This window comes from Pseudidiomarina halophila (genome assembly GCF_003987215.1).
Classification (GTDB): Bacteria; Pseudomonadota; Gammaproteobacteria; order Enterobacterales; family Alteromonadaceae; genus Pseudidiomarina; species Pseudidiomarina halophila.
Map to the genome: position 1 here is coordinate 1,237,461 of NZ_PIPW01000001.1, position 24,653 is coordinate 1,262,113.

22 protein-coding genes are annotated in these 24,653 nt (G+C 49.2%); 15 read left to right on the plus strand and 7 right to left on the minus strand.

What is annotated here, in order from left to right; all coding sequences use genetic code 11:
- The first annotated feature begins 26 nt into the window (after positions 1–26).
- From CWI69_RS05845 to CWI69_RS05860, 4 genes are read left to right on the plus strand one after another with little or no spacing between them, the layout of a single operon-like run.
- A complete protein-coding gene (locus CWI69_RS05845; RefSeq protein ID WP_126762885.1) occupies positions 27–746 on the plus strand; it encodes a YggS family pyridoxal phosphate-dependent enzyme in 720 nt (239 codons plus the stop codon).
- Positions 727–1,554: a pyrroline-5-carboxylate reductase gene (proC, locus tag CWI69_RS05850; RefSeq protein ID WP_126762706.1), complete on the plus strand. Its 828-nt coding sequence runs from the start codon at positions 727–729 to the stop codon at positions 1,552–1,554. Before CWI69_RS05845 ends, proC begins: the two co-directional genes overlap by 20 nt.
- A gap of 29 nt (positions 1,555–1,583) precedes the next feature.
- Positions 1,584–2,108, plus strand: coding sequence for a YggT family protein (locus CWI69_RS05855; RefSeq protein WP_126762707.1), 525 nt, complete (start codon positions 1,584–1,586; stop codon positions 2,106–2,108).
- Positions 2,109–2,112: 4 nt separating this feature from the next.
- Positions 2,113–2,556, plus strand: coding sequence for a DUF4426 domain-containing protein (locus tag CWI69_RS05860; RefSeq protein ID WP_126762709.1), 444 nt, complete (start codon positions 2,113–2,115; stop codon positions 2,554–2,556).
- Here the strand turns inward: CWI69_RS05860 and CWI69_RS05865 are convergent.
- On the minus strand, positions 2,553–4,292 hold the full coding sequence (locus CWI69_RS05865) for a potassium/proton antiporter (RefSeq protein WP_338051896.1): 1,740 nt from the start codon (positions 4,290–4,292) through the stop codon (positions 2,553–2,555). The genes CWI69_RS05860 and CWI69_RS05865 overlap by 4 nt on opposite strands.
- 72 nt (positions 4,293–4,364) lie before the next feature.
- On the opposite strand from CWI69_RS05865, the gene CWI69_RS05870 reads away from it, so the two are divergent.
- Entirely contained in the window at positions 4,365–4,961 is a 597-nt protein-coding gene (locus tag CWI69_RS05870; RefSeq protein ID WP_126762711.1) for an XTP/dITP diphosphatase, read from the plus strand.
- Entirely contained in the window at positions 4,958–6,094 is a 1,137-nt protein-coding gene (hemW, locus tag CWI69_RS05875; RefSeq protein ID WP_126762713.1) for a radical SAM family heme chaperone HemW, read from the plus strand. Before CWI69_RS05870 ends, hemW begins: the two co-directional genes overlap by 4 nt.
- 2 nt (positions 6,095–6,096) lie before the next feature.
- Here the strand turns inward: hemW and trmB are convergent, their stop codons facing one another.
- Both trmB and CWI69_RS05885 read right to left on the minus strand, forming a co-directional pair.
- Positions 6,097–6,828 (minus strand): tRNA (guanosine(46)-N7)-methyltransferase TrmB, encoded by a 732-nt coding sequence (gene trmB / locus CWI69_RS05880; RefSeq protein ID WP_126762715.1) that lies wholly within the window; start codon positions 6,826–6,828, stop codon positions 6,097–6,099.
- A gap of 85 nt (positions 6,829–6,913) precedes the next feature.
- Entirely contained in the window at positions 6,914–7,975 is a 1,062-nt protein-coding gene (locus tag CWI69_RS05885; protein ID WP_198678893.1) for an OmpA family protein, read from the minus strand.
- A 153-nt stretch (positions 7,976–8,128) separates the two neighbouring features.
- Here CWI69_RS05885 and mutY point away from each other — a divergent pair, with 153 nt between their 5' ends.
- The 4 genes from mutY to CWI69_RS05905 all read left to right on the plus strand — a co-directional run bounded on the left by mutY (position 8,129) and on the right by CWI69_RS05905 (position 12,040).
- Positions 8,129–9,145 carry an A/G-specific adenine glycosylase gene (mutY, locus tag CWI69_RS05890; RefSeq protein ID WP_126762719.1) on the plus strand — a complete coding sequence of 339 codons (1,017 nt, stop codon included), beginning with the start codon at positions 8,129–8,131 and terminating at the stop codon, positions 9,143–9,145.
- 71 nt (positions 9,146–9,216) lie between these two features.
- The gene (locus tag CWI69_RS05895) at positions 9,217–9,489 is read left to right on the plus strand and encodes an oxidative damage protection protein (protein WP_126762721.1); all 273 of its coding nucleotides are present in this window, start codon (positions 9,217–9,219) and stop codon (positions 9,487–9,489) included.
- A gap of 188 nt (positions 9,490–9,677) precedes the next feature.
- The gene (gene proB / locus CWI69_RS05900) at positions 9,678–10,790 is read left to right on the plus strand and encodes a glutamate 5-kinase (RefSeq protein ID WP_126762723.1); all 1,113 of its coding nucleotides are present in this window, start codon (positions 9,678–9,680) and stop codon (positions 10,788–10,790) included.
- Entirely contained in the window at positions 10,787–12,040 is a 1,254-nt protein-coding gene (locus tag CWI69_RS05905; protein WP_126762725.1) for a glutamate-5-semialdehyde dehydrogenase, read from the plus strand. The genes proB and CWI69_RS05905 overlap by 4 nt, the downstream gene beginning before the upstream one ends.
- Here the strand turns inward: CWI69_RS05905 and waaA are convergent.
- Positions 12,037–14,091 carry a lipid IV(A) 3-deoxy-D-manno-octulosonic acid transferase gene (gene waaA / locus CWI69_RS05910; protein WP_126762727.1) on the minus strand — a complete coding sequence of 685 codons (2,055 nt, stop codon included), beginning with the start codon at positions 14,089–14,091 and terminating at the stop codon, positions 12,037–12,039. The genes CWI69_RS05905 and waaA overlap by 4 nt on opposite strands.
- A gap of 5 nt (positions 14,092–14,096) precedes the next feature.
- Entirely contained in the window at positions 14,097–14,837 is a 741-nt protein-coding gene (locus tag CWI69_RS05915) for a glycosyltransferase (protein ID WP_198678894.1), read from the minus strand.
- Positions 14,838–14,994: 157 nt separating this feature from the next.
- Here CWI69_RS05915 and CWI69_RS05920 point away from each other — a divergent pair, with 157 nt between their 5' ends.
- Complete coding sequence (locus tag CWI69_RS05920) at positions 14,995–16,581, plus strand: cryptochrome/photolyase family protein (protein ID WP_126762730.1); 1,587 nt, start codon at positions 14,995–14,997, stop codon at positions 16,579–16,581.
- 58 nt (positions 16,582–16,639) lie between these two features.
- On the opposite strand, the gene CWI69_RS05925 is transcribed toward CWI69_RS05920, so the two are convergent.
- A complete protein-coding gene (locus CWI69_RS05925; RefSeq protein WP_126762732.1) occupies positions 16,640–18,439 on the minus strand; it encodes a DEAD/DEAH box helicase in 1,800 nt (599 codons plus the stop codon).
- A 279-nt stretch (positions 18,440–18,718) separates the two neighbouring features.
- Between CWI69_RS05925 and CWI69_RS05930 the strand changes: the two genes are divergently transcribed.
- Genes CWI69_RS05930 through trxA form a run of 3 tightly spaced genes read left to right on the plus strand, consistent with a single transcriptional unit; the run spans position 18,719 to position 22,452 of the window.
- Complete coding sequence (locus CWI69_RS05930; protein WP_241971040.1) at positions 18,719–20,176, plus strand: NAD-dependent succinate-semialdehyde dehydrogenase; 1,458 nt, start codon at positions 18,719–18,721, stop codon at positions 20,174–20,176.
- Positions 20,177–20,215: 39 nt separating this feature from the next.
- Positions 20,216–21,565 (plus strand): aldehyde dehydrogenase family protein, encoded by a 1,350-nt coding sequence (locus CWI69_RS05935; protein ID WP_126762891.1) that lies wholly within the window; start codon positions 20,216–20,218, stop codon positions 21,563–21,565.
- 38 nt (positions 21,566–21,603) lie between these two features.
- Complete coding sequence (gene trxA, locus CWI69_RS05940; protein WP_241971042.1) at positions 21,604–22,452, plus strand: thioredoxin; 849 nt, start codon at positions 21,604–21,606, stop codon at positions 22,450–22,452.
- Here the strand turns inward: trxA and alkB are convergent.
- Entirely contained in the window at positions 22,449–23,099 is a 651-nt protein-coding gene (gene alkB, locus CWI69_RS05945) for a DNA oxidative demethylase AlkB (protein WP_126762736.1), read from the minus strand. The two genes, trxA and alkB, sit on opposite strands and share 4 nt — an antisense overlap.
- Before the next feature lie 126 nt (positions 23,100–23,225).
- Between alkB and CWI69_RS05950 the strand changes: the two genes are divergently transcribed.
- Positions 23,226–24,644 (plus strand): sodium-dependent transporter, encoded by a 1,419-nt coding sequence (locus CWI69_RS05950; protein WP_126762738.1) that lies wholly within the window; start codon positions 23,226–23,228, stop codon positions 24,642–24,644.
- Positions 24,645–24,653 lie beyond the last annotated feature (9 nt).

The following is a 24,653-nucleotide window of genomic DNA, read 5'->3' on the forward strand; positions in this document are numbered from 1 at the left end:
TATTGTTATCGGTGAGCCGTTAGATGATGAATAGCATAGTTGAACGCCTAAAAGAAGTCCGCAACAGCATTGCATCGGCCTGTCTACAAAGCAATCGTAGACCAGAATCGGTGCAATTGTTAGCTGTAAGTAAAACCAAACCAGCTGATAAGATACGCGAATTATACTTGGCGGGACAACGGCATTTCGGTGAAAACTATCTGCAGGAAGCACTTGAAAAGCAGCAGGAACTCGCCGACTTAAGCGACCTGGTCTGGCACTTCATTGGCCCCATTCAATCAAATAAAACGCGTGATATCGCCGCCAACTTCAGTTGGGTACAAAGTATTGATCGGTTAAAGATTGCGCGCCGGCTCAATGACCAACGCGCAACAGATTCAGTACCGCTCAATATTCTGATTCAAATTAATATCGATGACGAAAAGAGTAAAGCAGGAATTCATCCCGAGCAGCTACCTGCCTTCGCTGCGGACTTACAAGAATTTCCGCAATTGACCTTGCGGGGATTGATGACTCTGCCTGCAGCTGACGCTTCGAGCGCCCAGCAACAACGCAGCCTGCAGGCAATGCAACGGTTGTATTCCGAATTAGCATCCCAATATCCAACTGTGGATACACTTTCTATGGGTATGAGTAATGATCTTGAAGCGGCTATTAACGCCGGTTCAACGATGGTCCGTATTGGTACGGCATTATTCGGTGCCCGTGATAAAAAAGGAGTAACGAATGACAACGCAAGTGCGTAAAATTGCCTTTATTGGCGCAGGGAATATGACCCAGAGTATCGTCGGCGGTATGGTTTCCAGTGGTTACCCGAGTGACCAGATCTACGTCAGCAACCCAAGTGTCGGAAAGCTTGAAAAAATGGCGGACTCGTTGCACGTCCATACCAGTCAGGACAACGCCGAAGTGGCTAACGCTGCTGATGTCATCGTACTTGCGGTAAAACCTCAGCTAATGGCTGATGTCTGCAAAGCGCTGACCGAACAGGTTGAAAATTTAACTGACAAACTCATTGTTACCATCGCTGCCGGGATTCGTATCGAGAAATATCGCCAGTATCTGAGCCCTGACATCCGCATGATCCGCGTTATGCCAAATACGCCATCATTGGTAGGTAAAGGCATGTCGGGCTTGGTCGCTGATGATCGCGTAACTGACGCTGACAAATCTTTCATTACTGAGGCATTTGATGGTGTCGGCGCAACCCTTTGGGTTGCTGATGAAGACGAACTTGATATCCTTGGCGCTGTCGCCGGAAGTGGACCAGCTTACTTCTTCGAGTTCATGGCGAGCTTGCAAAAAGCAGCGGTCGCTCTCGGATTCGATAGTGATAAAGCGCGGACCATGGTACAACAAACAGCATTAGGCGCTGCCGAGATGGCCATAGCGAGTGACCTGGAGCTTGAAGACTTGCGTAAACAAGTTACCAGTAAAGGCGGCTCAACGGCGAAAGGGATAGAACAGTATCAAGCGTTCGATATTGATAAAATCTCTGATTCTGCGGTCAAAGCAGCAGTAAAACGTAATCAGGAAATGGCTGAACTTTTTTAAAACGTTTACCTGTCTAAAGGCGAAAAACTATGGAACTTATGCGTTTTCTCATCACCATTGTATTCGAGCTTTTTCTCATGGTGGTGATCTTACGAGTCTGGCTGCAAGCGGCTCGTGCTGATTTTTATAACCCGGTCAGTCAGTTTGTGGTCAAGGCAACAAACCCGCTGGTCCTACCCTTGCGGAAAGTCATTCCGATGGTAGGAGTATGGGATCTTGCCACCATAGTACTGGCACTGCTGGTCAGTATTGCTAAATTTGTTACGCTTTACGCGGTGCATGGATACCCGATGATCTGGAGTGATATTCTGCTGGTTGGCGTACTCAGTGCGGTAAGTCAGTTTCTTCAGTTGCTGTTCTGGATCGTAATTATTCGTGCACTTTTAAGCTGGTTCGCACAGGGATACAATCCTATGCAGGCCATTTTAGTCCAGCTGACCGAACCATTTTTAGCGCCTATCCGTCGCATCATTCCACCGCTTGGTGGACTAGATTTATCGGTACTGGTTCTGGTGATTGGTATTCAGGCGCTCCGCATCCTGATAGGAATTTAATCTCATGCACAAGCTAAGCTCGTGGTTAATGCTGTCATTTATTATCGCAGGAGCTGTGTTTGCAGCTCCTGTACATGCCGAGCAAAGTAAGCGTCTTGGCCCATGGGAAGTCCATTACAATGCTTTTAATTCAACCTTGTTGCGCCCGGAGATGGCGCGTCAGTATCAACTTGAGCGTTCCAACACAACAGCAACGCTAAATATTGTCGTACTGGCTGCAGAAAAGCCGGGTAAACCTGCACAACAAGTGTCCATTAAGGGGTATGTGATGAATCCGCTGAGCATGCAGACACCCTTGGATTTTCGTGAAGTTGTTGAAGGCGATGCAGTGTATTACCTGGCGCAAACATCATTTACCAATCTCGAAACTCTGCGGTTCTTTATCACCATAAGCAAAGGTGATGAAATACAAGAACTACGTTTTTCTGAGGAGCTCTGGCGCAATTAATTTTCGCCGCGCTCCAGCAACTTAACACCTACCTTGCTAATTTTATTATCCTCGTTCAGCTCACGAATGGTGAGCTGGACATTACCTAACGTCAGCTGGTCACCAACCACCATGCGGCGGTGAAACTTCTCTGAAAAATACGCATGTAGGCTCATGGAAGCCTGAGCTTCGGGCAAACGACCCAGCGGATAGAAACTGGCAACATCAGCCAGCGACAAATCGCCGTTTAAGGTGAAATCACCAAAGAAGTCACTGGTGTTAAGTGATCGCAACTTGCCACCGGCCGCCAACACCCGACTGATTTCATCGATATGCTGTACCTTGGCAACGACCAATATATGATCACCTTCCAGCAACTTCGGCCGTGTTTTCGGCTGTATCCACTCGCCGTCTCTAATCAAGCCCATAAACTCGAGTGGCACCGACCAACGTAACTCATGCCAAAAATGATCGCATGCCGGTGAACGCTCACTGATTTCGTAGGACCATACCTCCAGCGGGTCATTGCTCCCCACCTGATCGAGCGCCATGCGCCGATCTGGTTCAGCCTCAAGCGGCACCTCTAACTTAAGCCAGCGGGCCATAGGAGCAAGGGTCCAACCCTGCAACACTAACGACACCAGTACTACGACAAAAGCCACATCGAAAAATAGCTCTTGTCCCGGCAGCCCACTTAACCATGGGTACAACGCCAGAATGATAGGCACCGCTCCACGCAGCCCTACCCAACTGATAAATAACTGTTCACGCACCGGGAAAGAAAAAGGTGACAGACTGATCACCACGGCTAATGGTCTGACAATGAAAATCATCAGACCTGCGATACTCAGGGATAGCCACAGGTTCTCAATCAGATGAGATGGTGTAACCAGTAATCCCAGAATCAGAAACATCATGATCTGACTTAGCCATGCCAGTCCATCCTGCACTTGTAAAATATGAATAAGTTGCGGCAGACGGGCATTACCAATAATGTATCCCATTAGATAAACAGCGAGAAAACCACTGCCGCCAATTCCTGAAGTTAATGCGAACACAACCACGGCACTGGCGGCCGCGAGCAGCGGAAAAAAAGTAAATTGAGCGGTGATTTTGCGCGCCATCTGCACAAACAATCGCCCGCCAATCCAACCACAAGCAAAGCCAACAATGAGTTGCTGCGCGACTTCTAAACCAACCACAGAAAATGAGAAGCTCTGTCCCGACGCTATTAAGGTGGTCATCGTCATGGTCAGAATGACGGCCATGGGATCGTTAGTACCTGACTCAATTTCCAGAGTCGAAGCGACGCGCTGTTTGATTTTCAGATTCTGTGACTGGAAAATACCGAACACCGCTGCGGCATCCGTCGAACTGAGAATAGCCCCTATTAACAAGGCTGTGGCCCAGGGTAGATCGAACAACCAGACAATACCCAGGGCAGTCAGTGATGAGGTTAAAGCAACACCTAGTGTGGCAAGACTGATGGCAGGCCAGAGGGCGACGCGAAAACGCTCACGCTTGGTGCGCATGCCGCCATCGAAAATAATGATCACCAATGCCAGCGAACCAATTAAAAAGGCAAGTTCGGGCTGATCAAACTCGATGCCGAGCAAACCTTCTTCGCCCGCTAACATGCCAACCACTAAAAATACGAGCAGCAACGGAGCGCCGAGCCGCGAAGATACGACCGCAGCGAGGATGCTCACCAGTAGCAGTGAGCCCATGAGCAGCATAATACCGTTTAGATCTGCCAACGATTTCCCCTTTGGTCAATGTGCCGCATGCCTTATACTAGACCTATTGTGCCGAAACTGAAGTCATCTGTCATGCAAGAAGTCGTATTAGCTACTGGTAACCAAGGAAAAATCCGTGAGTTGAAGAGGTTATTGCAACCGCTCGACTGGCATGTCCGTGCGCAAGGAGAATGGAACTTCGAGGAAGCTGAAGAAACCGGTCTCAGTTTTGTTGAAAATGCAATTCTAAAAGCACGCCATGCGGCACAGCACACCGGGCTGCCGGCCCTTGCTGATGATTCAGGCTTAGCCGTCGATGCCCTCGGCGGTGCTCCGGGCATCTATTCTGCGCGTTATGCCGGTGCCAGCGCATCTGATCAGGACAATGTAGCAAAACTTCTTGTTGCTTTAGCTGACACCCCAGCTGAGCGACGCACTGCAAGCTTTCACTGTGTGCTCGCTTTTATGCGCCACGCAAGCGACCCCACACCCGTTTTGTGCCATGGGGTGTGGCACGGCGAAATCGCCATGCAGCCAAGTGGAGAAGGTGGATTTGGTTACGACCCAGTCTTTTATCTCGCTGGCGAAAACTGCACCGCCGCACAGCTCTCCGCTGAACAGAAGCAGCAACTGAGTCATCGTGGTCAGGCACTGCGTCAGCTGATCCAACAACTACAAGCACAATTATGATGCTTCCACCGTTATCACTATACGTGCACATCCCCTGGTGTGTACAAAAGTGCCCCTATTGTGATTTCAATTCACATGCGCTTAAAGGTGGTGTTCCCGAAGATGCCTACATCGCCCGTTTGCTTGACGACCTCCGCGCTGACCTGGAATGGGTGCAGGGACGTTCTATAGAGAGCATTTTTATTGGCGGAGGAACGCCGAGTTTACTTACCCCCGAAGCGGTGAAACGGTTGCTTACCGGGATAGCAAACTATGTTGATATTAGCGCTACCTGCGAAATCACCTTAGAAGCAAACCCGGGAACATTCGAAAAAGAACGCTTCCAGGGCTTCGTCGATGCCGGTATTAACCGTTTATCGATCGGTGTGCAAAGTCTCGCCGCTGAACAACTTCAGCGGTTAGGTCGGATCCATAACCCGCAACAGGCTATTGCCGCGGCTGAGCATGCGCGAAATCTTGGGTTGCGCAGTTTCAATCTGGACTTGATGCATGGGCTGCCGGAGCAGAGCCTGGCGCAAGCGATGGCTGATCTCGACGGCATTATTGCGTTAAATCCGCCCCACATATCCTGGTATCAACTGACCATTGAACCCAATACCTCATTTGCCAGCCGCCCGCCGAAGCTTCCTGATGATGAAGTGCTGTGGGAGATCTATCAGCGTGGCCACGAAAAACTCGAGGCGGCCGGCTATCACCACTACGAAGTCAGTGCCTACGCGAAAGCAGGGGAACAGAGTCAGCACAATCGCAATTATTGGCAATTCGGAGACTATCTGGGGATTGGCTGTGGCGCTCACAGTAAAATTACGGTCGCTGATACCGGGCAAATTCTGCGTTGTGAGAAAATCAAACACCCACAGGGCTATTTAGACCTGACGCGCCCCTTGCGCTATCGTGTCTGGCAGGTAACGCCCGAAGAATTGCCATTCGAATTCTTTATGAATCTGCTGCGTTTAAACGAACCTATGCGCAAGAACCTCTTTACCGAACGCACAGGCTTGGCCTTGTCCGATGCCGAGCAAGCACTAGCTCCAGCCGTGGCGAAAGGCTTGTTGACGAGCGGCGATGTAGAATGGCAAACGACGCCGCTTGGGCGTCGCTTTCTGAATTCAATACTGGATGAAATGGTTTAGTACTAGTCAACGCGGCGGAATTTCAAATCCCAGACACCATGCCCTAAACGCTCACCGCGTTTTTCAAACTTGGTTAAGGGTCGCTCTTCCGGGCGCGGAATGTAATCATTGGTAGCGGAAAGGTTTTCCCACTTAGCTGCCGATTGCATCACCGCTAACATGTGTTCAGCGTAGTTTTCCCAATCCGTGGCTAAATGTAGTACTCCGCCAACTCGCAATTTACCGCGTAAATGTTCGACAAATTCAGGTTGAACCAGACGACGTTTGTGGTGGCGCTTTTTGTGCCATGGATCAGGGAAGAAAATTTGCACCCCCGCCAGAGTGTTGTCCGCAATGCAATCCTGAAGAACCTCCACGGCATCATGCTCAAATACCCGCAAGTTTGTAACGCCCTGCTCTTCGGCTTCCATCAGGCACGCGCCGACGCCTGGTCGATGGACTTCGATGCCAATAAAGTTCTTTTCTGGCGCAGCAGCGGCCATAGACACCAGTGAATGCCCCATGCCAAAACCGATCTCAATGATTGTATCTGCGTCACGACCGAACACCTCGACTAAATCAAGTTTGCCGTCTTCGTGCTTGAGTCCCATCGTTGGCCAACTGCGCTCAAGTGCGGCAGCCTGACCTTTGGTTAGACGCCCTTCGCGTTTGACAAAACTACGGATTTTTCGGATATAGCGCCCTTGTTCCTGCGCTTCGTTTAAATTGGTTTGGCTTGATTGCTTTTCGTTCATGGCAGCGTTTTTCTATCTCAAATTAAGACAAAAAAGGCGCAACCAAGTCAGACTCGGTGCGCCTTTCTCAAAAAATAACTAAGTCTTAGTTATCTTCTTTTACCGGTACTTCTTTAGTTACCGACATTTTCGCTTCAATACGGCGATTCTTCGCACGGTTTTCAGGTGAAGTGTTCGGCACTAACGGACGATTTTCACTGTAACCTACTGTGCTCACACGCTCTTGCTCGATACCGAAGTCCGAGATTAAGCTATCACCTACTGATCTTGCACGACGCTCTGACAAGCCCTGGTTGTATTCTACAGTACCAATACTGTCAGTATGACCTTCGATACGGATGTCCAGCTGCGGGTATTCTTTCAGGAATTCCGCAGTATCCTGGATTTCATCTTTCTCGCCTGCAGGGATAACCGCAGAGTCAAATGCGAAGTTAATCATTAATTCATGAGTTATGGTTTCGTTGGTATACATTACACAACCATACTCATCGACTTTGTAGGTCGGTTGCGTATTGGGGCAACGATCCTTGGAGTCAACAACACCATCACCATCTGAATCGACTGGTGCAGCCTCTTGGGCTGGTGCAGTCGGTGCAGGAGCTGGGCTAGCTGACTTGCCAAAGTAATAACGAAGTCCGGTCATCAACAAGAATTCAGTTAAATCACCGTCGCTTTGTTGTACACCACCTTCAACAAACAACTGCCAGTTGTTGTTGAGTTGTTCACGGTAACCTGCTCCAACGCGCAAGAAGCGGTTAGAAATGTCACCAAGCTCGGTGTTATTAATACCGATGCTACCGTAAACACTTTCGGTAAAGTTGTAGAGTAAATCGACACCATAGACTTGACCTGTGGCCGAGTCTGCGTTCTCAAGATCTCCACGAAGATAATCATAGTACAGACGGTAGCCCCACTCTGGGGTAAACTGGAAACCGGCTTCTAAACCATAGAAGGCACTGTCGAACCCACCTTTGAACGTACGTAATTGATTGTTGTCGATAGCGACACGATCAGAGTCCGTACCTAATGGCCCAAGACGTGGACCGACATACCATTGACCTTCGTTCGAACTGGCTTGCGCGAATGCGGTACCAGTAACTGAAAGGCCTGCTATTACAGCAAATGAAACTGCGGCGATACGATTCACGAGATGCTCCTTTAATTTCTCAATGAATGGATTTTGATTTCCCTTTACTATATACGATATAAGCAAATTTTGCTTGAATTTCGGCAAATTCTTTAAGGTTTACAAAACCTTTACGAAGTATTGAACTGCAGTTAAAAAAATCGTTGAGGATTCATGCAACCTACTGAATTTTATAGAAGCTCGGCTGAACAAATTATCTCACCCGAGCAGTTTGCCAAAATCGTTATCGATTGGCAGGCTCAGCACGGCAGAAATGATTTACCCTGGCAGCGTGAAAACAACCCTTATCATGTGCTTGTCAGTGAGCTAATGCTACAGCAGACCCAGGTGAAAACAGTAATACCTTACTTCGAGCGCTGGATCACCCGCTTTCCAGATGTCAGTGCCCTCTCAGCAGCTTCAGAAGATGAGGTCATGCAATTGTGGCAAGGCCTGGGTTATTATCGTCGCGCCCGTAATTTACAAGCCGCCGCAACAACTGTCGTCAATCAATACGATGGTCAGATCCCATCCTCAGCCCTTGAGCTACGTGAAATCCCTGGTATTGGCGCCTACACCGTTGGCGCTATTCGCGCCTTTGCTTACGACGCGCCTGGCGCGATTGTGGATGGCAACGTTAAACGTTTATTTGCACGTTTATTTACCCTCCCCTTTCTGATCAATAAAAGTTCTCATGATCGCTATTTTTGGGATTTAGCGGAGCATTATACCCCGCAATCGCAGAATCGCCGCTTTGCACAAGGTCTGCTTGATCTCGGTGCGACCCTTTGTAAGCCAAAGCAACCTGATTGCGAAGTCTGCCCTTTTCACGCAAGCTGCCTGAGCCTGAAACATGACCAGGTCAGTGCGTTTCCTAAACGTCAGGCTAAAAAACCTATTCCAACCCGGCAAGGCTACTTTATCCTCGACTTAAATACCGAGGGCGTATTGCTAGAAAAGCGTGATGCCAGCAGCGTTTGGCCAAACCTCTGGAGCCTGCCAGAACTGCTGACGGCGCCAGACTCTGAGCCTTTTGGTCAGTTTACGCACACCTTCAGCCACTATAAGCTTGAGGCATCCATCTGGCGGCAACCGACAACGTTAAAACCCCAACAGCAGCGGGTTCCGTTAAGCGCCATCGGTACATTGGGTTTACCAGCCCCTATTCGCAAATATCTGCAACAAGTATGAACATGGACAAGTTTGTCAGCACCCTGATTAATGCGTAATATTGCAGTTCTCCAACGAGTATTGAGGTAGTTATGAGTCGCACAGTATATTGCCAATATTTAAACAAAGAAGCCGAGGGTCTCGACTTTCAACTGTACCCTGGCGAACTGGGTCAAAAAATTTACGAATCAATTTCCAAAGAAGCCTGGGCCGAGTGGCAGAAGAAGCAGACCATGCTTATTAATGAGAAACGTTTGAACCTGATGGATCCCAAGTCCCGGGAATTCCTGGAGGAGCAGATGAAAGCTTTCCTTTTTGAAGGAAAAGACATAGAAATTGAAGGCTATACGCCTCCCAGCAAATAAGCGCAAACCCAGCCCCTTAATTCAGGGGCTTTTTTTTGGCCAGCTTTTACACTTCTGTACGTTTATCAGGCGCCATTTCCTAAATTTTACTAAACTATGATCAACATAGGCGTGAGTTATAGTTCGAAGCTAGAGAAACCCCTTTGATTCTGTTAGACTACGAACGAATTTTTCAAGAGGGAGCCACTATGAAAATGCCTTCCTGGCAGCGGGCTGTTGTGAAAGTTGGCAGTGCGTTGATTGCGCCAGACGATACAGGAACGAGCAGTAAGTATTTATTAGCCATTGCCCGTTTTATCATTGAATGTCATGAACGCGGACAAGAAGTCGTGCTAGTGTCTTCCGGCAGTGCAGCTGCTGGACGTAAGCACATTAGTTACGATAGCGATACTATTCCGGTTACCGTGAAAAAAGCAATGGCAGCCGTCGGTCAAACCGACATGATGGCAAATTGGTCACGCTTTTTTGACTTCCCCTGTGCACAGGTGCTGATGACCCATGGTGATTTGCGCGATCGTGCACGCTACGTCAGTATCCGTAACACTTTGCACACATTGTTAGAACACAATGTATTACCCATTGTAAATGAGAACGATGCGCTCGCGACCGACGAAATGAAAGTCGGTGACAACGACAACTTAGCAGCTATGGTTGCTACTTTGGTTGACGCTGATGCGCTGTTTATTTGCTCCGATATTGATGGGTTATTTGACGCAGACCCCCGGGTTAAACCTGACGCCAAGAAGATTCCTGTGGTGGATAAAATTACCGAGGAAATTTTTGCTCTGGCTGGTGGTACGACAAACAAGATCGCCACTGGTGGCATGCGCACGAAAATTGAAGCGGCAGAAAAAGCTACCTCGCACGGTATCGACACCTACATTGTCAACGGACGTAAAGGCGAAACATTTGAACTGTTGTTGCACGGAAAAAATCCCGGAACGCTTTTCAGTCGCCAACAAGATCCAATGACGAACAAGAAACACTGGTTGCGGCATACCCTGGTATCACAAGGTGAGATTGTTGTTGATGCCGAAACCGCGAATAGCGTGGTTGCGGGTCAGTCTCTTACAACTATGGGAATTGTCGACATACAGGGTGACTTCAATCGTGGCGATGCTGTCGTCATTCGCAACGGTGATAACGCCGAGGCCGTCGCAAAAGGAATTTGTCAGTACAGCTCACATGAGCTGATACATATTAAGGGACAAGAAGTCAGCGCCATCGCGAAGCAATATGGGTACAGTCCCATCACTGAAGTTATCGAAAGTAACGATTTAATGATCCTGGAGGATGAATGAGTAACTCCGTAGCACAAGAAATTTCAAAACGCGCTGCCATTGCAGCGCGAGCAGTGGCAACACTGAGCGAAGCAGAGAAAAACAAGGTTCTGCAAACCATGGCAGACACCATTCGCAAACACCAAGATAAAATCCTTGCCGTTAACGAGCAGGATATGCAAGCCGGTCGCGAGAAAAAATTGTCTGACTCTATGCTTGATCGTCTGCAGTTAAACCCTGACCGTATCGAGGGCATGGCGACCGCGATCGAAGAAATCATTGCGCTGCAGGATCCAGTTGGCGAGCGCAAACCTTTCAACACCCGCCCAAATGGCATTGTCGTTGAAAAAATGCGTATCCCTCTTGGCGTTATATGCATGATCTATGAGGCTCGTCCAAATGTAACAGCAGATGCTGGAGCACTTTGCTTCAAATCTGGCAATGCGGTGATTCTGCGTTGTGGCCGTGAAGCTATCGAGAGTAGTAAAGCTATCGCCGAGGCATTACATGAAGCACTGCGTGAATGTGGACTTCCAGAAGATGTGATTACTGTGGTGCCAACCCCGGATCGTGACTTGATGCTGCAACTGCTGCAACAAGACGACTACATTGATTTAGTGATTCCACGTGGCGGTGAAGGCTTAATCCACTTTGTCAGTGACAACAGTAAGATTCCAGTCATTCAGCATTATAAAGGTGTGTGCCATCTTTATGTCGATAAAGATGCTGATCAGGACAAAGCTCTGGCGTTATTGTTAAATGGTAAAACCCAGCGCACGGGCGTGTGTAATGCACTTGAAGGATTGTTGGTGCATCAGGCGATAGCCGGAGAATTCTTGCCTAAGGCCGCGCAGGCTCTGCAGGAGAAATCCGTCAAGATTCATAGCGATAAGGCATCTGCCAGCTATTTTTCCGACGCCGATGTGATTGGCGATGACGAGTTTGGTGAAGAGTACCTGGCGCTTGAGTTAGCTGTCCGGACCGTTGCCGATTACGACGCCGCTATTCAACACATTCAAACCTTCGGTAGTGGTCACACGGAAGTCATTGCCACTGAAAATGAAGCAACAGCCCAGCGGTTTATTCGTGAAGTTGATTCGGCGGTTACCATGTGGAATGCATCCTCGCGCTTCAGCGATGGCGGTCAATTAGGCTTAGGTGCCGAAATTGGTATTTCGACCAGTAAACTGCATGCTTATGGTCCTATGGGACTGCAGGCGCTGACAACCGAGAAGTTTGTGGTGACAGGAACAGGTCAAATCCGCGACTAGGATTTGCCCTGATAACCTTTAGTTAATAGAGGCCAATCGCGTTCTTTCTGCCAATGGAAGTCGCGCTTGGCCTCTTTAGCTTTCGCAGCCTCTTTATGCAGACTGCGTAACAGCCGCGCCAGATTTGCTTGCTGCCATTCGCCAGCATCGCGGAAGCCACACTTATCGAAATCAACCAGCCACACCTTGCCAGCGGCGTCGAGCATGATGTTGTGGCAATTCAAATCAGAGTGATAAACCCCGGCGTCGTGAAACTGGCGGATCACCCCGCCAACCTCACGCCACTGCTGAGCAGTTAACTGACGCTGTCCAAGAAGTTTAAACAAATCTTCCGCTTGCGGAATAATCTCGACCAGAATATCCGCCCGGTAGCCCCACACGGGTGCTTTTTCGTAGCGCGCGGCCAGTGGTTTAGGAACCGGTAACTGGCGCTCCCGTAACCGCATCAATAGCTCAAATTCGGCCATTGCACGGCTATTCGCTATAGCTTCACGGGCAAAACGATCTTTATTGACTTTGCCAACCAGCCCACCACGATAATAGTGGCGAAGCAACATGCCTTGTTCACCAGCAGCGATAAACCATGCGGTGCTGCGCCCCGTTGCTGAGCCTTTTATTTTGTCCTGTCTGCGCCAGTAGTCAGCAGTAAAATAATCGTCACTGAAATCATCAAAGTGTTCGCCGTCGTACCAAATTTCCACGTTGCCTTGCGGCTTCAGTGTGGTTACTTTTTTCATACTCGGTAACTCCGTGGCAGTGCTGCCAGTAACATTGTTACACGTGGGTACCTGATGCATCATATGTTGGTGCAGGTCGCTCAGCATCGCTGCTGTTGCCCCCTGATCCTGAGCGAACTCAGATACCGCTGCCCGCTGCATGGTAAAACGCAGATTTGCGTCATTTAACAAGTCGAGCCACTGCAGGGCAAGCTCATCGGCATCTGCTGCCCAGCGTACGCCACCGACACCGTCTAAGCGTTGATAGATTTCCTGAAAATTAAAAACGTGAGGGCCGGAAACAACCGGGGTATGGGTCGCAATCGGCTCTAAAGGATTATGCCCGCCGCGCTTAATTAAACTCCCGCCAACAAAAGCGACATCGGCAGCAGCGTACCAAAACACCAGCTCACCCATAGTGTCACCAAGCCAGACCTGGTTGTTTGCCTCAGGACTCTCGGCTGCGCTGCGCCGTACATATGATAAACCTTTGCCGGCGACTTTTTCAGCCACCGCCGCAAACCTTTCCGGATGGCGCGGCACCAGGATGAGCAACGCATTAGGGACGTTATCCAGTAATTCGGTGAAAGCTTTTAGCACCAGTTCATCTTCACCCTGATGCGTGCTTGCGGCCAAAACAATCGGCCGCTGCAGCTGCTGCTTCAGCGCCGTAGCCCGCGCCAGCAAATCGACCGGAACATGGCTATCAAATTTGAGATTCCCGCGTACCGCGATGCGATCTGACGCCACACCTAAATGCATAAAGCGTTCAGCACTCGTATGATTCTGTGCAGCAACCCAGGTGAGCTGCTGCCATATCGGCCCTGTTAACCAGCTATATTTGAGATAAGTTTGCTGAGACTTCTCTGACATGCGTGCATTTAACAGCAGCACAGGAACTTTATGTAACTGTGCTTGTTGCAAAAATCCCGGCCACACCTCGGTTTCTAAAACCACTACCACGCGCGGCGCCAACTTATCAAAAAAGCGGCGCATGGCGCCTGGGGTGTCAACCGGCAGATAGAGATGATGAACGTGGTCGGCAAACAGCGTTTGCGCTAATTCCGAAGCCGTTGGAGTCATCGACGATAACGTTACTGGTAGTTGTGGATACCGCGCCAAAACCTGTTCGATGAACTCTCGGGCGGCCACGGTTTCACCAACTGAAACGCAATGAATCAATAGCCCCTGCCTGGCGTTAGCCGGAATCGTCTGCAGAGCTAATCGCTCCCGCCACCGCAAACGATACGCTGGAGCTTTACGACCGCGCAACCACAGGTAAATAAAAACCAAGGGCAAACAAGCACGGATCAGCAACCGATAAAGCAAGGTCATTACAGCTAACGCCAGTACTCTTTAATCCAGGTCGTCGGTAATACTTTGCGGTACCACTTACCGCTGCGTCCGGCGACTGCATCGTCAGGATGTGGCCGGCCGTGGAAAATAATTACTTTGGCGCCCTCGGGGATCCGTGGCTGTTGAAAAAAGCTCAACGGAAATGGTCGTAGGCAGTGGCGTTTAAAACTACGGCACCACTCTGCCGGCCAGTATTTAAGTTTCCCCTGACGATCAACGAACTGCGTAATAAACTCCTGTTCGTTACGAACGTCTTTACGCGAGCCGACGGGATCATTTTTTAAATGTTCAAGAGCATCAACGTGAGCACCGATATTAAAACGGAATACTGAAGTATTACCCGTTGCATCTGATTTATCCCATTCTTTGATGACCAAAAACTCTCCTTCCGGCTCAAAGAATTCATCAAGACTGCCAACAATAACAATATCCAGATCGAGAAACAGCGTTTGGCCTTCCAGGTCATATAATGGCTTGGCGAAACAGGTTAACTTGAGCCACCCGTGACCGAAGGTCCAGGGTTTACGTTGATCAAAATCTTCGAATCCCACTTCCGGGATCGGCTTCACTTCAACTTCCTCACGGATGCCCTCAGCATCGTCAGTTAAACACACAAAACGAAATGGTCGCGATAAATTACGACTTACCATTGAATAGAGCGTATTGACATAATCGGAGCCATATTTATTGCCCCACTTGATACAAATAACGTTAACTGGCTGCATTCTAATCCCTGCCTGTAAGACTCGCATACGAATCTGCGCATAATGCCAAATTCTGTATGCTGTGGCTATGTTTCGCTTTAGAAAACACGATCTTTTCCTAAACTCCATCCGTAACTCGAGACTAAGCTTAGTACAGATTAACTGACGTAGGGACTCGATGACTCAGATTCACCCAAAGTGTGTTACGCGACTGGCGGATCTTGCCGACACCAATTACACAGCAGTCGCACTAATTCTTGGGGATCAGCTTAATGCCCGCCATAGCTGGTTCCGCAAAAAACGCGCTCACACTTTGTACGTGTTGTTTGAGATGCGTCAGGAAACCGACTACTGCCGGCACCATATACAGAAAGTTGTCGGTTTCTTCGCTGCTATGCGTAACTTCGCCAACGCTCTGTTACGCGCAGGTCATCACGTTCTTTATCTGACTCTCGACAATCCGGATAACCTTCAAGACCTGACAAAAAATCTTGAGGCGGTGTTGTCATCCTGCGGTAGCAATGAATTATGGCTACAACAACCCGACGAATACCGCCTCGATACGCAACTTAGTGAATGGCAAGCTACTGCATCGGCTAACCTAATCTGGCAGGACAGTGAGCACTTCCTTACTGAACGTGATGCACTAATACAGTGGTTTGGTGAAAAAGATAACTACCTGATGGAGCATTTTTATCGGCGGGTGCGTAAACAAACGGGCTACCTCATGAGCGATGGCGAACCTGCAGGAGGTAAATGGAATTTCGATAAAGACAACCGCAAGACACCTGAGAAAACGCATTCGTTACCCGAACCATTGTTATTCGCTCATGATGTCAGTGAACTTGTTGATTTACTGGCCAATGAAGAGGTAGAGACTTTTGGTAATATTGATAGAAAGAAGTTTATCTGGCCACTGACGCGAAACGAAGCAACTCAGGTGCTCGACTATTTTGTCAGTGAACTCTTGTGTCACTTCGGTGACTATCAGGATGCAATGCTTAGTGAGCACTGGGCTCTTTATCATGCTCGCCTTTCCTTTGCCTTAAATACGAAGATGTTAAGCCCCAGGACCGTAGTCGAAGCGGCAATAACAGCGTGGCAGAAAAATCCACAGCAGATTTCACTAAATCAGATCGAAGGTTTTGTCCGGCAGATTATCGGTTGGCGCGAGTTTGTACGAGCAATCTACTGGCGTTTTATGCCTGATTACGGACACAGCAACTTCTTCCAGCATTCACGGCCGCTGCCAGATTTCTACTGGACTGCTAAGACCGAAATGAATTGTTTGCAGCACAGTATTCAGCAATCCCTTGATTACGCCTATGCTCATCATATTCAACGCTTGATGGTCACGGGTAACTTTGCGCTGCTCATCGGCGCTGATCCCGATGCGGTCGATGCCTGGTACCTGGGCATCTACATTGATGCAATTGAATGGGTTGAATTACCCAACGCAAGGGCCATGAGCCAGTTTGCCGACGGTGGAAAACTCGCGACAAAGCCTTATGTATCCAGTGGCAGTTACATTAATAAAATGTCTGATTACTGCAAATCATGCGCCTACAAAGTAACGGAGAAAATCGGTGAAGAAGCCTGTCCGTTTAATTTGTTGTACTGGCATTTTATCGATCGCCATCAAGACAAATTGGCCAACAATCAGCGTATGGCGTTGATTTTGAGTCAGTGGCAAAAACGTGATGAAGCGGACAAGAAAAAAATTCGTCAACAGGCAGACGAGTTTTTAAAAAGCCTTAGTAGTTAGCAGCTGCAGAAACTAAAAAGGGAGCTCAAGAGCTCCCCTTTTCATTACTGATTATTACTTATTGAAAGCGACGGGTCCGGCGCTCACCACCTGGCTGACGCTCTTTACGCGCAAGGCCCTTTGGTGCTGGCCGGTCACCACGAGGCTTGCGCGCGCGTGGTGGAATCGCCTGATCAGCAAGTTCCATGCCCATCTGCTGTTGACGTACGCGAGCACGTTGCAGAATGCGTAGGACACCCGTTGGCAAACCTTTTGGCAGCTCAACTAAGCTATGGTTTTCAAATAACTGGATTTGACCAATATATTTGCTATCCATCTCTGCTTCGTTCGCAATCGCGCCAACGATATCCTGAGGACGTGCACCGTGGTCGCGGCCAACCTGAATGCGATAGGTATCGAATTCAACATCAGCGTCACGACGGTCACGTGCACCGGCACGTTTCTCTGGACGCTTGCGGTCGCCACGGTCGTTCCGATCAGCGCGCTCGTTACGTTCAGCAAATTTACGCGGTGCCGGGTCTGCAGAAACAATCAACGGACGTTGTAAGTTCTGCTGCGCCAACAAAGCTACAGCGATCTGACTGGCTGATAAGTCAGTCTCTTTCTGCATTTTTTCAACGATTGCAGTAAGCTCGTCCAAACCACCTTTTTCCAGCTGAGCAACAATTTTCTGCTGCAAAGAGGCCTGACGGTGGGCGCTTAACTCTTTCGCATCTGGCACTTCGAAAAATTCAATCGTGCTGCTGGTCAAACGCTCATACTGGCGTAACAAGTGTTTTTCACGCGGGCGATAGAACAAAATGGCTTCGCCACTACGCCCTGCACGACCAGTACGGCCGATACGGTGAACATAAGATTCCGTATCACCAGGTAAGTCATAGTTCACTACGTGGGTGATCTCTGGCACATCAAGACCACGCGCGACCACATCAGTCGCAACAAGGATTTCAATATGGCCACTGCGTAACTGACCAACGGTTTGCTCACGTTGGCTCTGATTCAGGTCACCACTGAGCGGTGACGCTTTAAAACCTGCAGCTTGCAGCTGTTCAGTTACTTCCATGGTGTCATTACGCGTACGTACGAAAATAAGTACCCGCTGGTATTCCATGGTTTCTAATAAGCGCGTCAAAGCCATCATCTTAGTGATGCCACGCACCTGCCATGCGCGTTGACGAATGGTCGACTTCGCGGCAGTTTTAGCTTCGATTTTAATCGTCAGCGGCTGCTCACCTTCGCTGGTTACCAAAAAGGTTTTTGCCAGCTTACGAATTGCATTCGGCATAGTTGCCGAGAACAACGTGCGTTGTGAGGTGTTTGGTACAGCACTCATAATTGCTTCGATATCGTCGATGAAGCCCATATTGAGCATTTCATCAGCTTCATCCAACACTGCCATACGCAGTGCGTCGAGCTTCAATACGCCTTTTTTAAGCATATCAAGAAGACGACCCGGAGTACCCACGATAATCTGAGCACCAGTTCGCAATGCTTTAATTTGCGGACCAAAAGCTGCACCACCGTAGACAGTTGCTACTTCCAGACCACGCATCTGCTTGCCAAATTCAGTAATGGCTTCCGCCACCTGAATCGCCAGCTCGCGCGTTGGTGCAACAACTAACATTTGGGTTTGACGTACTTTCGGGTCTACCAGAGTTAATCCAGGCAAACCAAAAGCTGCAGTTTTACCGGTACCGGTCTGCGCTTCACCCAATACATTCTTACCTTCAAGCAAGGCTGGAATGGCTTGGATTTGAATTGGGGTAGGTGTAGTAAAGCCCATGCTTTCAACTTGTTTAAGCACAGTACTTGGTAGGCCAAAATCGGCGAACGATTGGCCAGTCATTAAATCAGACATTTGTATCTCACATCATTTCTGTAAAGCGTAATTAGGGGGTAATTCGCCCAGCTACAGAACACGATGAACACTCTGGCAGGATAAATAGGCGCTGAACCCCAGCGTAGTCAGGGGTTGAGCCGCTCCCATCATTAGCGGTAATGACCCTGAGGCCGCGAACTATACGCGAATCCGCGCAAAATAACAAGCTAAACTGACGTTGCATGTGAACCGGAGAAGCAACATACTCATAAGATACATAAAGGTTTTTAAAACTTGCCAACAAACAAGGGGACACTTATGACATCCCATAGTATGCGTTCATTAACAAAGACAAATGCATTTATTGACGGCCACTGGGTGCCAGTAGAGGAACGTTTTGAGGTGACCAATCCGGCTACCGGTGAAGTTCTTGCTGAAGTGGCAAACTCTGACGCGGCAGTTGCTGAACGCGCCGTTGAGGCAGCGCACAATGCGCTTCCCGGGTGGCGCAAAAAAACCGCACGCGAACGTGCTGAATTATTAAAGCGCTGGTTCGACTCAATGCTGGCGAACAAACAAGCTTTGGCTGAATTGATGTCTGCTGAACAAGGCAAACCCATCGCCGAAGCCGCGGCAGAAATTGAATATGGTGCAAGTTTTGTCGATTGGTTCGCAGCAGAGGCTGAGCGCAGTTATGGTGACGTACTGCCACTGCAAAGTCCGGACAAGCGCGTTTGGATCACCAAACAAGGTGTTGGTGTCTGCGCCGCAATTACCCCCTGGAACTTCCCCAACGCCATGATAACCCGTAAGGTTGCCCCGGCACTTGCCGCGGGCTGCACTATGGTGGTAAAGCCACCGCAACTAACCCCATTATCGGCACTTGCTATCGCCCAGCTGGCGAGCGAAGTCGGAATCCCCGACGGCGTGCTCAACATCGTGCCAAGTACCGATGCTAAGAGCATAGGCAAAGTTCTCACCGAGCACCCGTCGGTGCGTAAATTTAGTTTCACCGGCTCTACCGAAGTTGGTAAAACGCTAATGCAGCAATGCGCCAGTACCATGAAAAAAGTTTCGTTCGAACTCGGTGGCAATGCACCTTTTATCGTTTTTGATGACGCCAACATTGAACTCGCAGTCGAACAACTTCTGATCTGCAAGTTTCGCAATGCCGGACAAACCTGTATCAGCGCCAATCGTATTCTGGTTCAGGAAAGCGTGCTCGATAAGTTCGTCGAACAGTTAAAGCCGGCATTAAGTAATTTGAAAGTAGCAGCAGGCACTGCAGAAGAAGTGGATTACGGTCCACTGATTGATCAAGGCGCAGTTGATAAGGTCAAGCGCTTAGTCGATGATGCTGTCGAACAGGGCGCTGAATGTTTACAAGGTGGAAAAGTACTCGACGAGCTTGGTAAGTTATTCTACGCACCAACATTACTCACCGGCATATCATCCACTATGGATATAGCTCAGGAAGAGATTTTTGGGCCGGTTGTAGCCATTCAAACCTTTGATACAGAAGAGGAAGGCGTACGCAAAGCGAATGCTACTCCGTATGGGCTGGCTGGATATTTCTGTGCCGAGGATTATCGCCGCATCGAACGTGTCAGTAATGCACTGGAATGTGGCATGCTAGGTATTAACGCCGGTGCGATTTCCCATGCCTACAATGCCTTTGGTGGGGTAAAAGAATCGGGGATTGGCCGCGAAGGCTCACGCTACGGTTTGGCAGAGTATCAGGAAACCAAAAACCTTACGTTAGGTGGTTTTGCTTAAGGAGTATTACCGGTGTCAGATCAGAATATTACTGAGCTTATGCAACGCTTGCGCCACTCCTATGTGAGTGGCCTGACCCGCCCTCATTCATGGCGCATCAAGCAGCTTAAACAGTTAGCCTTATTGTTGGAGACTCATGAAAGCGAGCTGCTCGCGGCTCTGCACTCAGATTTAGGCAAGAGCGCAGCCGAGGGTTGGCTGACAGAGCTGGGCTATTTGACGACTGACATTGAGCATACCTGCAAGCATCTGCGCAAATGGATGAAGCCAAAACGAGTCAGTCAGCCGCTTATGGCCTGGCCGGGGAAAAGCTTCCTGCACCCGGAGCCGTTGGGTGTGGTGCTCATCATCGGTGCCTGGAATTACCCGTTACAACTCTTATTAAGTCCGATGGTTGCGGCGTTGGCAGCTGGTAACTGTGTCATTCTGAAGCCCTCTGAATTAGCCCCCGCAACTGCTGATCTTATGGCTAAACTGCTGCCGGACTATCTGGCGAATGAAGCCGTACAAGTCGTAAACGGTGGCGCCGAGGTTGCACAACAACTGCTTGAACAAAAGTTCGACCATATTATGTACACCGGCGGCGGCCGGGTCGGTCGTATTGTAATGAAGGCGGCAGCTGAGCATCTGACGCCGGTTACCTTGGAGCTGGGAGGGAAAAGCCCCGCTGTGGTGCTCGCCGATGCTGATCTCAAAACATCGGCACGCCGCATTGCCTGGGGAAAGTGGCTGAATGCCGGGCAGACCTGCATCGCGCCCGATTACGTACTTGTGGATGAGAGTGTGAAAGAACCTTTTTTGGTAGCCTTACGTGAGGCCATCGAAGATTTCTTTGGTAGTGACCCCGGCAGCGCGGACGATTATGGTCGAATAGTTAATGAGCAACACTGGCAACGTCTGGTCGCTTATCTCGAACAGGGCAACATACATCACGGCGGAGAAATTGACCGGCAGTTGCGTTATATCGAGCCAACCATACTCACTGACGTAGCCGTTGACAGCCCGGTCATGCAGGAGGAAATTTTTGGTCCGATTTTGCCGATATTAACAGTACCTAATCTGGCCAGTGCCATCGAGTTTATCCGCGAGCGTGATAAGCCTCTGGCGCTCTACGGATTTAGCGGTTCTTCCCGTAGTCTGAAGCAACTGACAGAACAAACTCATGCGGGCAATCAGTGCAGCAACGATACCTTGATGTTCATGTTGAACCCAAAATTACCTTTTGGTGGTGTAGGACCCAGTGGCATGGGGCGTTACCACGGTAAGTTTGGTTTCGACACCTTCAGCCATCAGAAGGCTGTGATGCAGCGCCCCTTTTGGTTTGACCCTAAATTCCGTTATCCTCCATACACGTCATTTAAACAAAAACTTTTACGTTGGTTTAGTTAAGCAAAAACTAAGTCGTTCAACCTAAAGAAGGAATTACTGTGGCAAACGTAGGCACTCAGGTAACAATTGAAAACTTTCAGCAAGTCATTCTGGAGGGCTCAAAAGATAAACTCGTCATCGTCGATTTTTGGGCCGATTGGTGCGAGCCCTGCAAACAGTTAATGCCAGTTCTCGAGAAACTGGCCAACGAATTCAGTGACCGGGTGACGCTGGCGAAAATAGACTGCGATGATCAGCAACAACTCGCCCAGCAATTTGGTATTCGCAGTCTGCCTACTGTTGCCTTCTTCAAGGACGGTCAGCCGGTGGACGGCTTTGCTGGCGTTGAGCCGGAAAGTGCGATTCGTGCCCGTATTGAAGAGCATGTTCCCGGCCCGGGCGACGACTTGCTGCAAAAAGCACAGCTGTTGCTGCAACAGGAGCAATTTGAAGACGCCTATGCCGCAGCTAAACAAGCTTATGACCTGCAACCAGACGATGTCCGGGTGCAGCTTGTTTTGGCTGATGCAGCATGCAGTTTAGGCCGGATTGAACAAACAGAAAAATTGCTCGACGCGATCCGACTCGCTGATCAGGACAGTTATTTTCAACAGGTGCAGAGTAAGCTACAACTTGCTCAACAAGCAGCAGACAGCCCGGAATTGCGCGCCCTGCAGCAACAGGTTCAGGAGCAGCCGGACAATCTTGAACTGGCTCTGGAGCTTGCCAATAGCCTGTACCAGGCCCAGCGCATGGAAGAGGCATTAGATGTTATTTTCTCGGTGCTGCGGCGTGATTTCGAGTTCCCGCAAGCAAAAAAACAAGCGCTCGACATGCTCAATGGTTTACCCAAAGGCGATCCACTTGCAGCGAAATATCGTCGGATCCTCTACAGCATGATGTACTAAGGCCCTGCCCGGCGTAACGTGAGATTAATGCGTTGCGCACCCAACAAAGGGTGTTGCCCACCTGCTAATTTGGCTATGCCATGAAATCGCAGGCGGTCAACACCGCCCCATACCACCACATCACCATGCACCAGCTCAATCCGCGCGGGCCGATCGGAGCGTTTCATTCCGCCCCATAGAAAACGTGCGGGTAAGCCAAGAGATATCGAGACAATCGGTGCTGACAACGAATGCTCATCGCGGTCCTGATGCAAACCCATCTGCGCCCCCGGCTGATAGCAATTGACCAGGCATGCATCCGCTTTGAAGTTACTAAACCCCAGCTCCGCAGCTGCATTGCGGGCTAAATCGGCAATGACTTCAGGCATTGCCGGCCAGGGCTTTGCGGTTAAAGGGTCGGTGGCCTCGTAACGATACCCCTTACTATCACTATGCCAGCCAAACTCGCCACTGTTGGTCGTCATAACCGACATTGATTTACCGCCCGGTGTCTGTAAACGCCGCCAGGGCGCCTGCGCGGCGATGGCAGTAACTTCAGCCAATAGCTGCTGTTCAATCGGAAGCGCGTATCCGCGCAGAATTGCGCTCTGCTCACCCAGAGAAATTTTACTAAAACTTCCATTTGTCGAAAATAAGTCGTGTTGCATCGTATCTATATGTTGCTGGTGCTTGCCGCATTCTAAAGCATACGCTAGGATTGAGCGAATATCCGTCGGGGGACACCAAATAACCCCGCTTAGCTAAGTATAATAACTATAAATAAAGGTCTCCCTATGAGTACATCACGCGAGCATTTTAGCTCGAAAATTGGCTTCATATTGGCCGCAGCGGGTTCTGCTGTGGGTATTGGTAACCTCGTTGGTTTCCCGGTCGCAGCAACGAAAAATGGTGGCGGCGCTTTCCTCCTCATTTATGCGTTTTTCGTAGCCTTTATCTGTTTACCAATAATGCTCGCAGAAATGGGTCTGGGTCGCCGTACTCAACATAGCCCTTATAGCGCTTATGCCGAGCTTGGCCAAAACACCAAACGCTGGCGTATCGCGGGCTGGCTGGCAACCATTACTCCGTTTATGATTGCCGTGTTCTACATGGTGATCACGGTCTGGATATTTGGTTATCTGTTCCAGACCTTAGCCGGTAATCTCGATGCTATTGCCCAGCCCACCTACTTCGGCGAGTTCGTGAATGACTATTCGTTTATTGCTTATCTCGTTGCAGTAACTGTGATCATTAATTTTATTTTGGTCGGTGGTGTGCGAAAAGGTATTGAGCGTGCGTCCAAAATTTTGATGCCGACGCTCTTTTTAATGTTGATCTTGCTGGTTATTTTCGTACTTACCCTTGATAACGCAATGGCGGGTGTAAAATTTTACCTGATTCCGGATTTCAGCAAAATCACCGGTAGCGTAATTAATGGCGCGTTAGCCCAGGCTTTCTTCTCGCTATCTCTCGGCATGGGTATTCTTATCACTTATGGCTCTTATTTCCGCCGTAATGACGATATCGTCAACTCAGGCAAGCTGGTCGCGATTACCGATACTGCCGTTGCCTTTACCGCCGGCTTGATGACTTTACCTGCAATCTTTGCAATTTATCCTGAAACCAATCCAGAGTCCTTAAGCGATTCATCTGTTTCGATGATATTTTCGTTTTTCCCGCAAATTTTCATGCAGCTTTCGAATACTGTCGGTTATGGTTTTGCGTCAGTCGCAGCCTCGGTGTTTTTCCTGTTAGCCTTTGTCGCAGCCATCACCTCTTTGGTTTCGATTATCGAAGTGCCGACCTCATCGTTTATGGAAAAACGTAATGTCTCGAGAAGCAAAGCCTTACTGGTGATGGGTATTGCCATCACCATCCTGACGCTACTTGCTGCCACCTCATTCGGCTTATTACCCTGGGTCAGTAATGTAGTGACCTATGCTGGCATTGATAAATCGTTGTTCGATATTATCGTTGATGTTTTTTACGACACGATTTTGCCGCTCAACGGCTTATTGATCTGTTTATTTGTGCGCTACCGTTGGAAGCGTGAGAACTTCACCGCAGAATTGAGTAAAGGTAATAGCAACTATCCGAACACCTTTTTGCATAAGTATGTGAACTTTGCGATTGGCACCTTCATCCCTGTCATCCTCGCTATTGTTTTCATCAATACTGTGGCAGCCAAGTTCTTCGGTGTAGCGCTGCTGTAGCTGAACTGA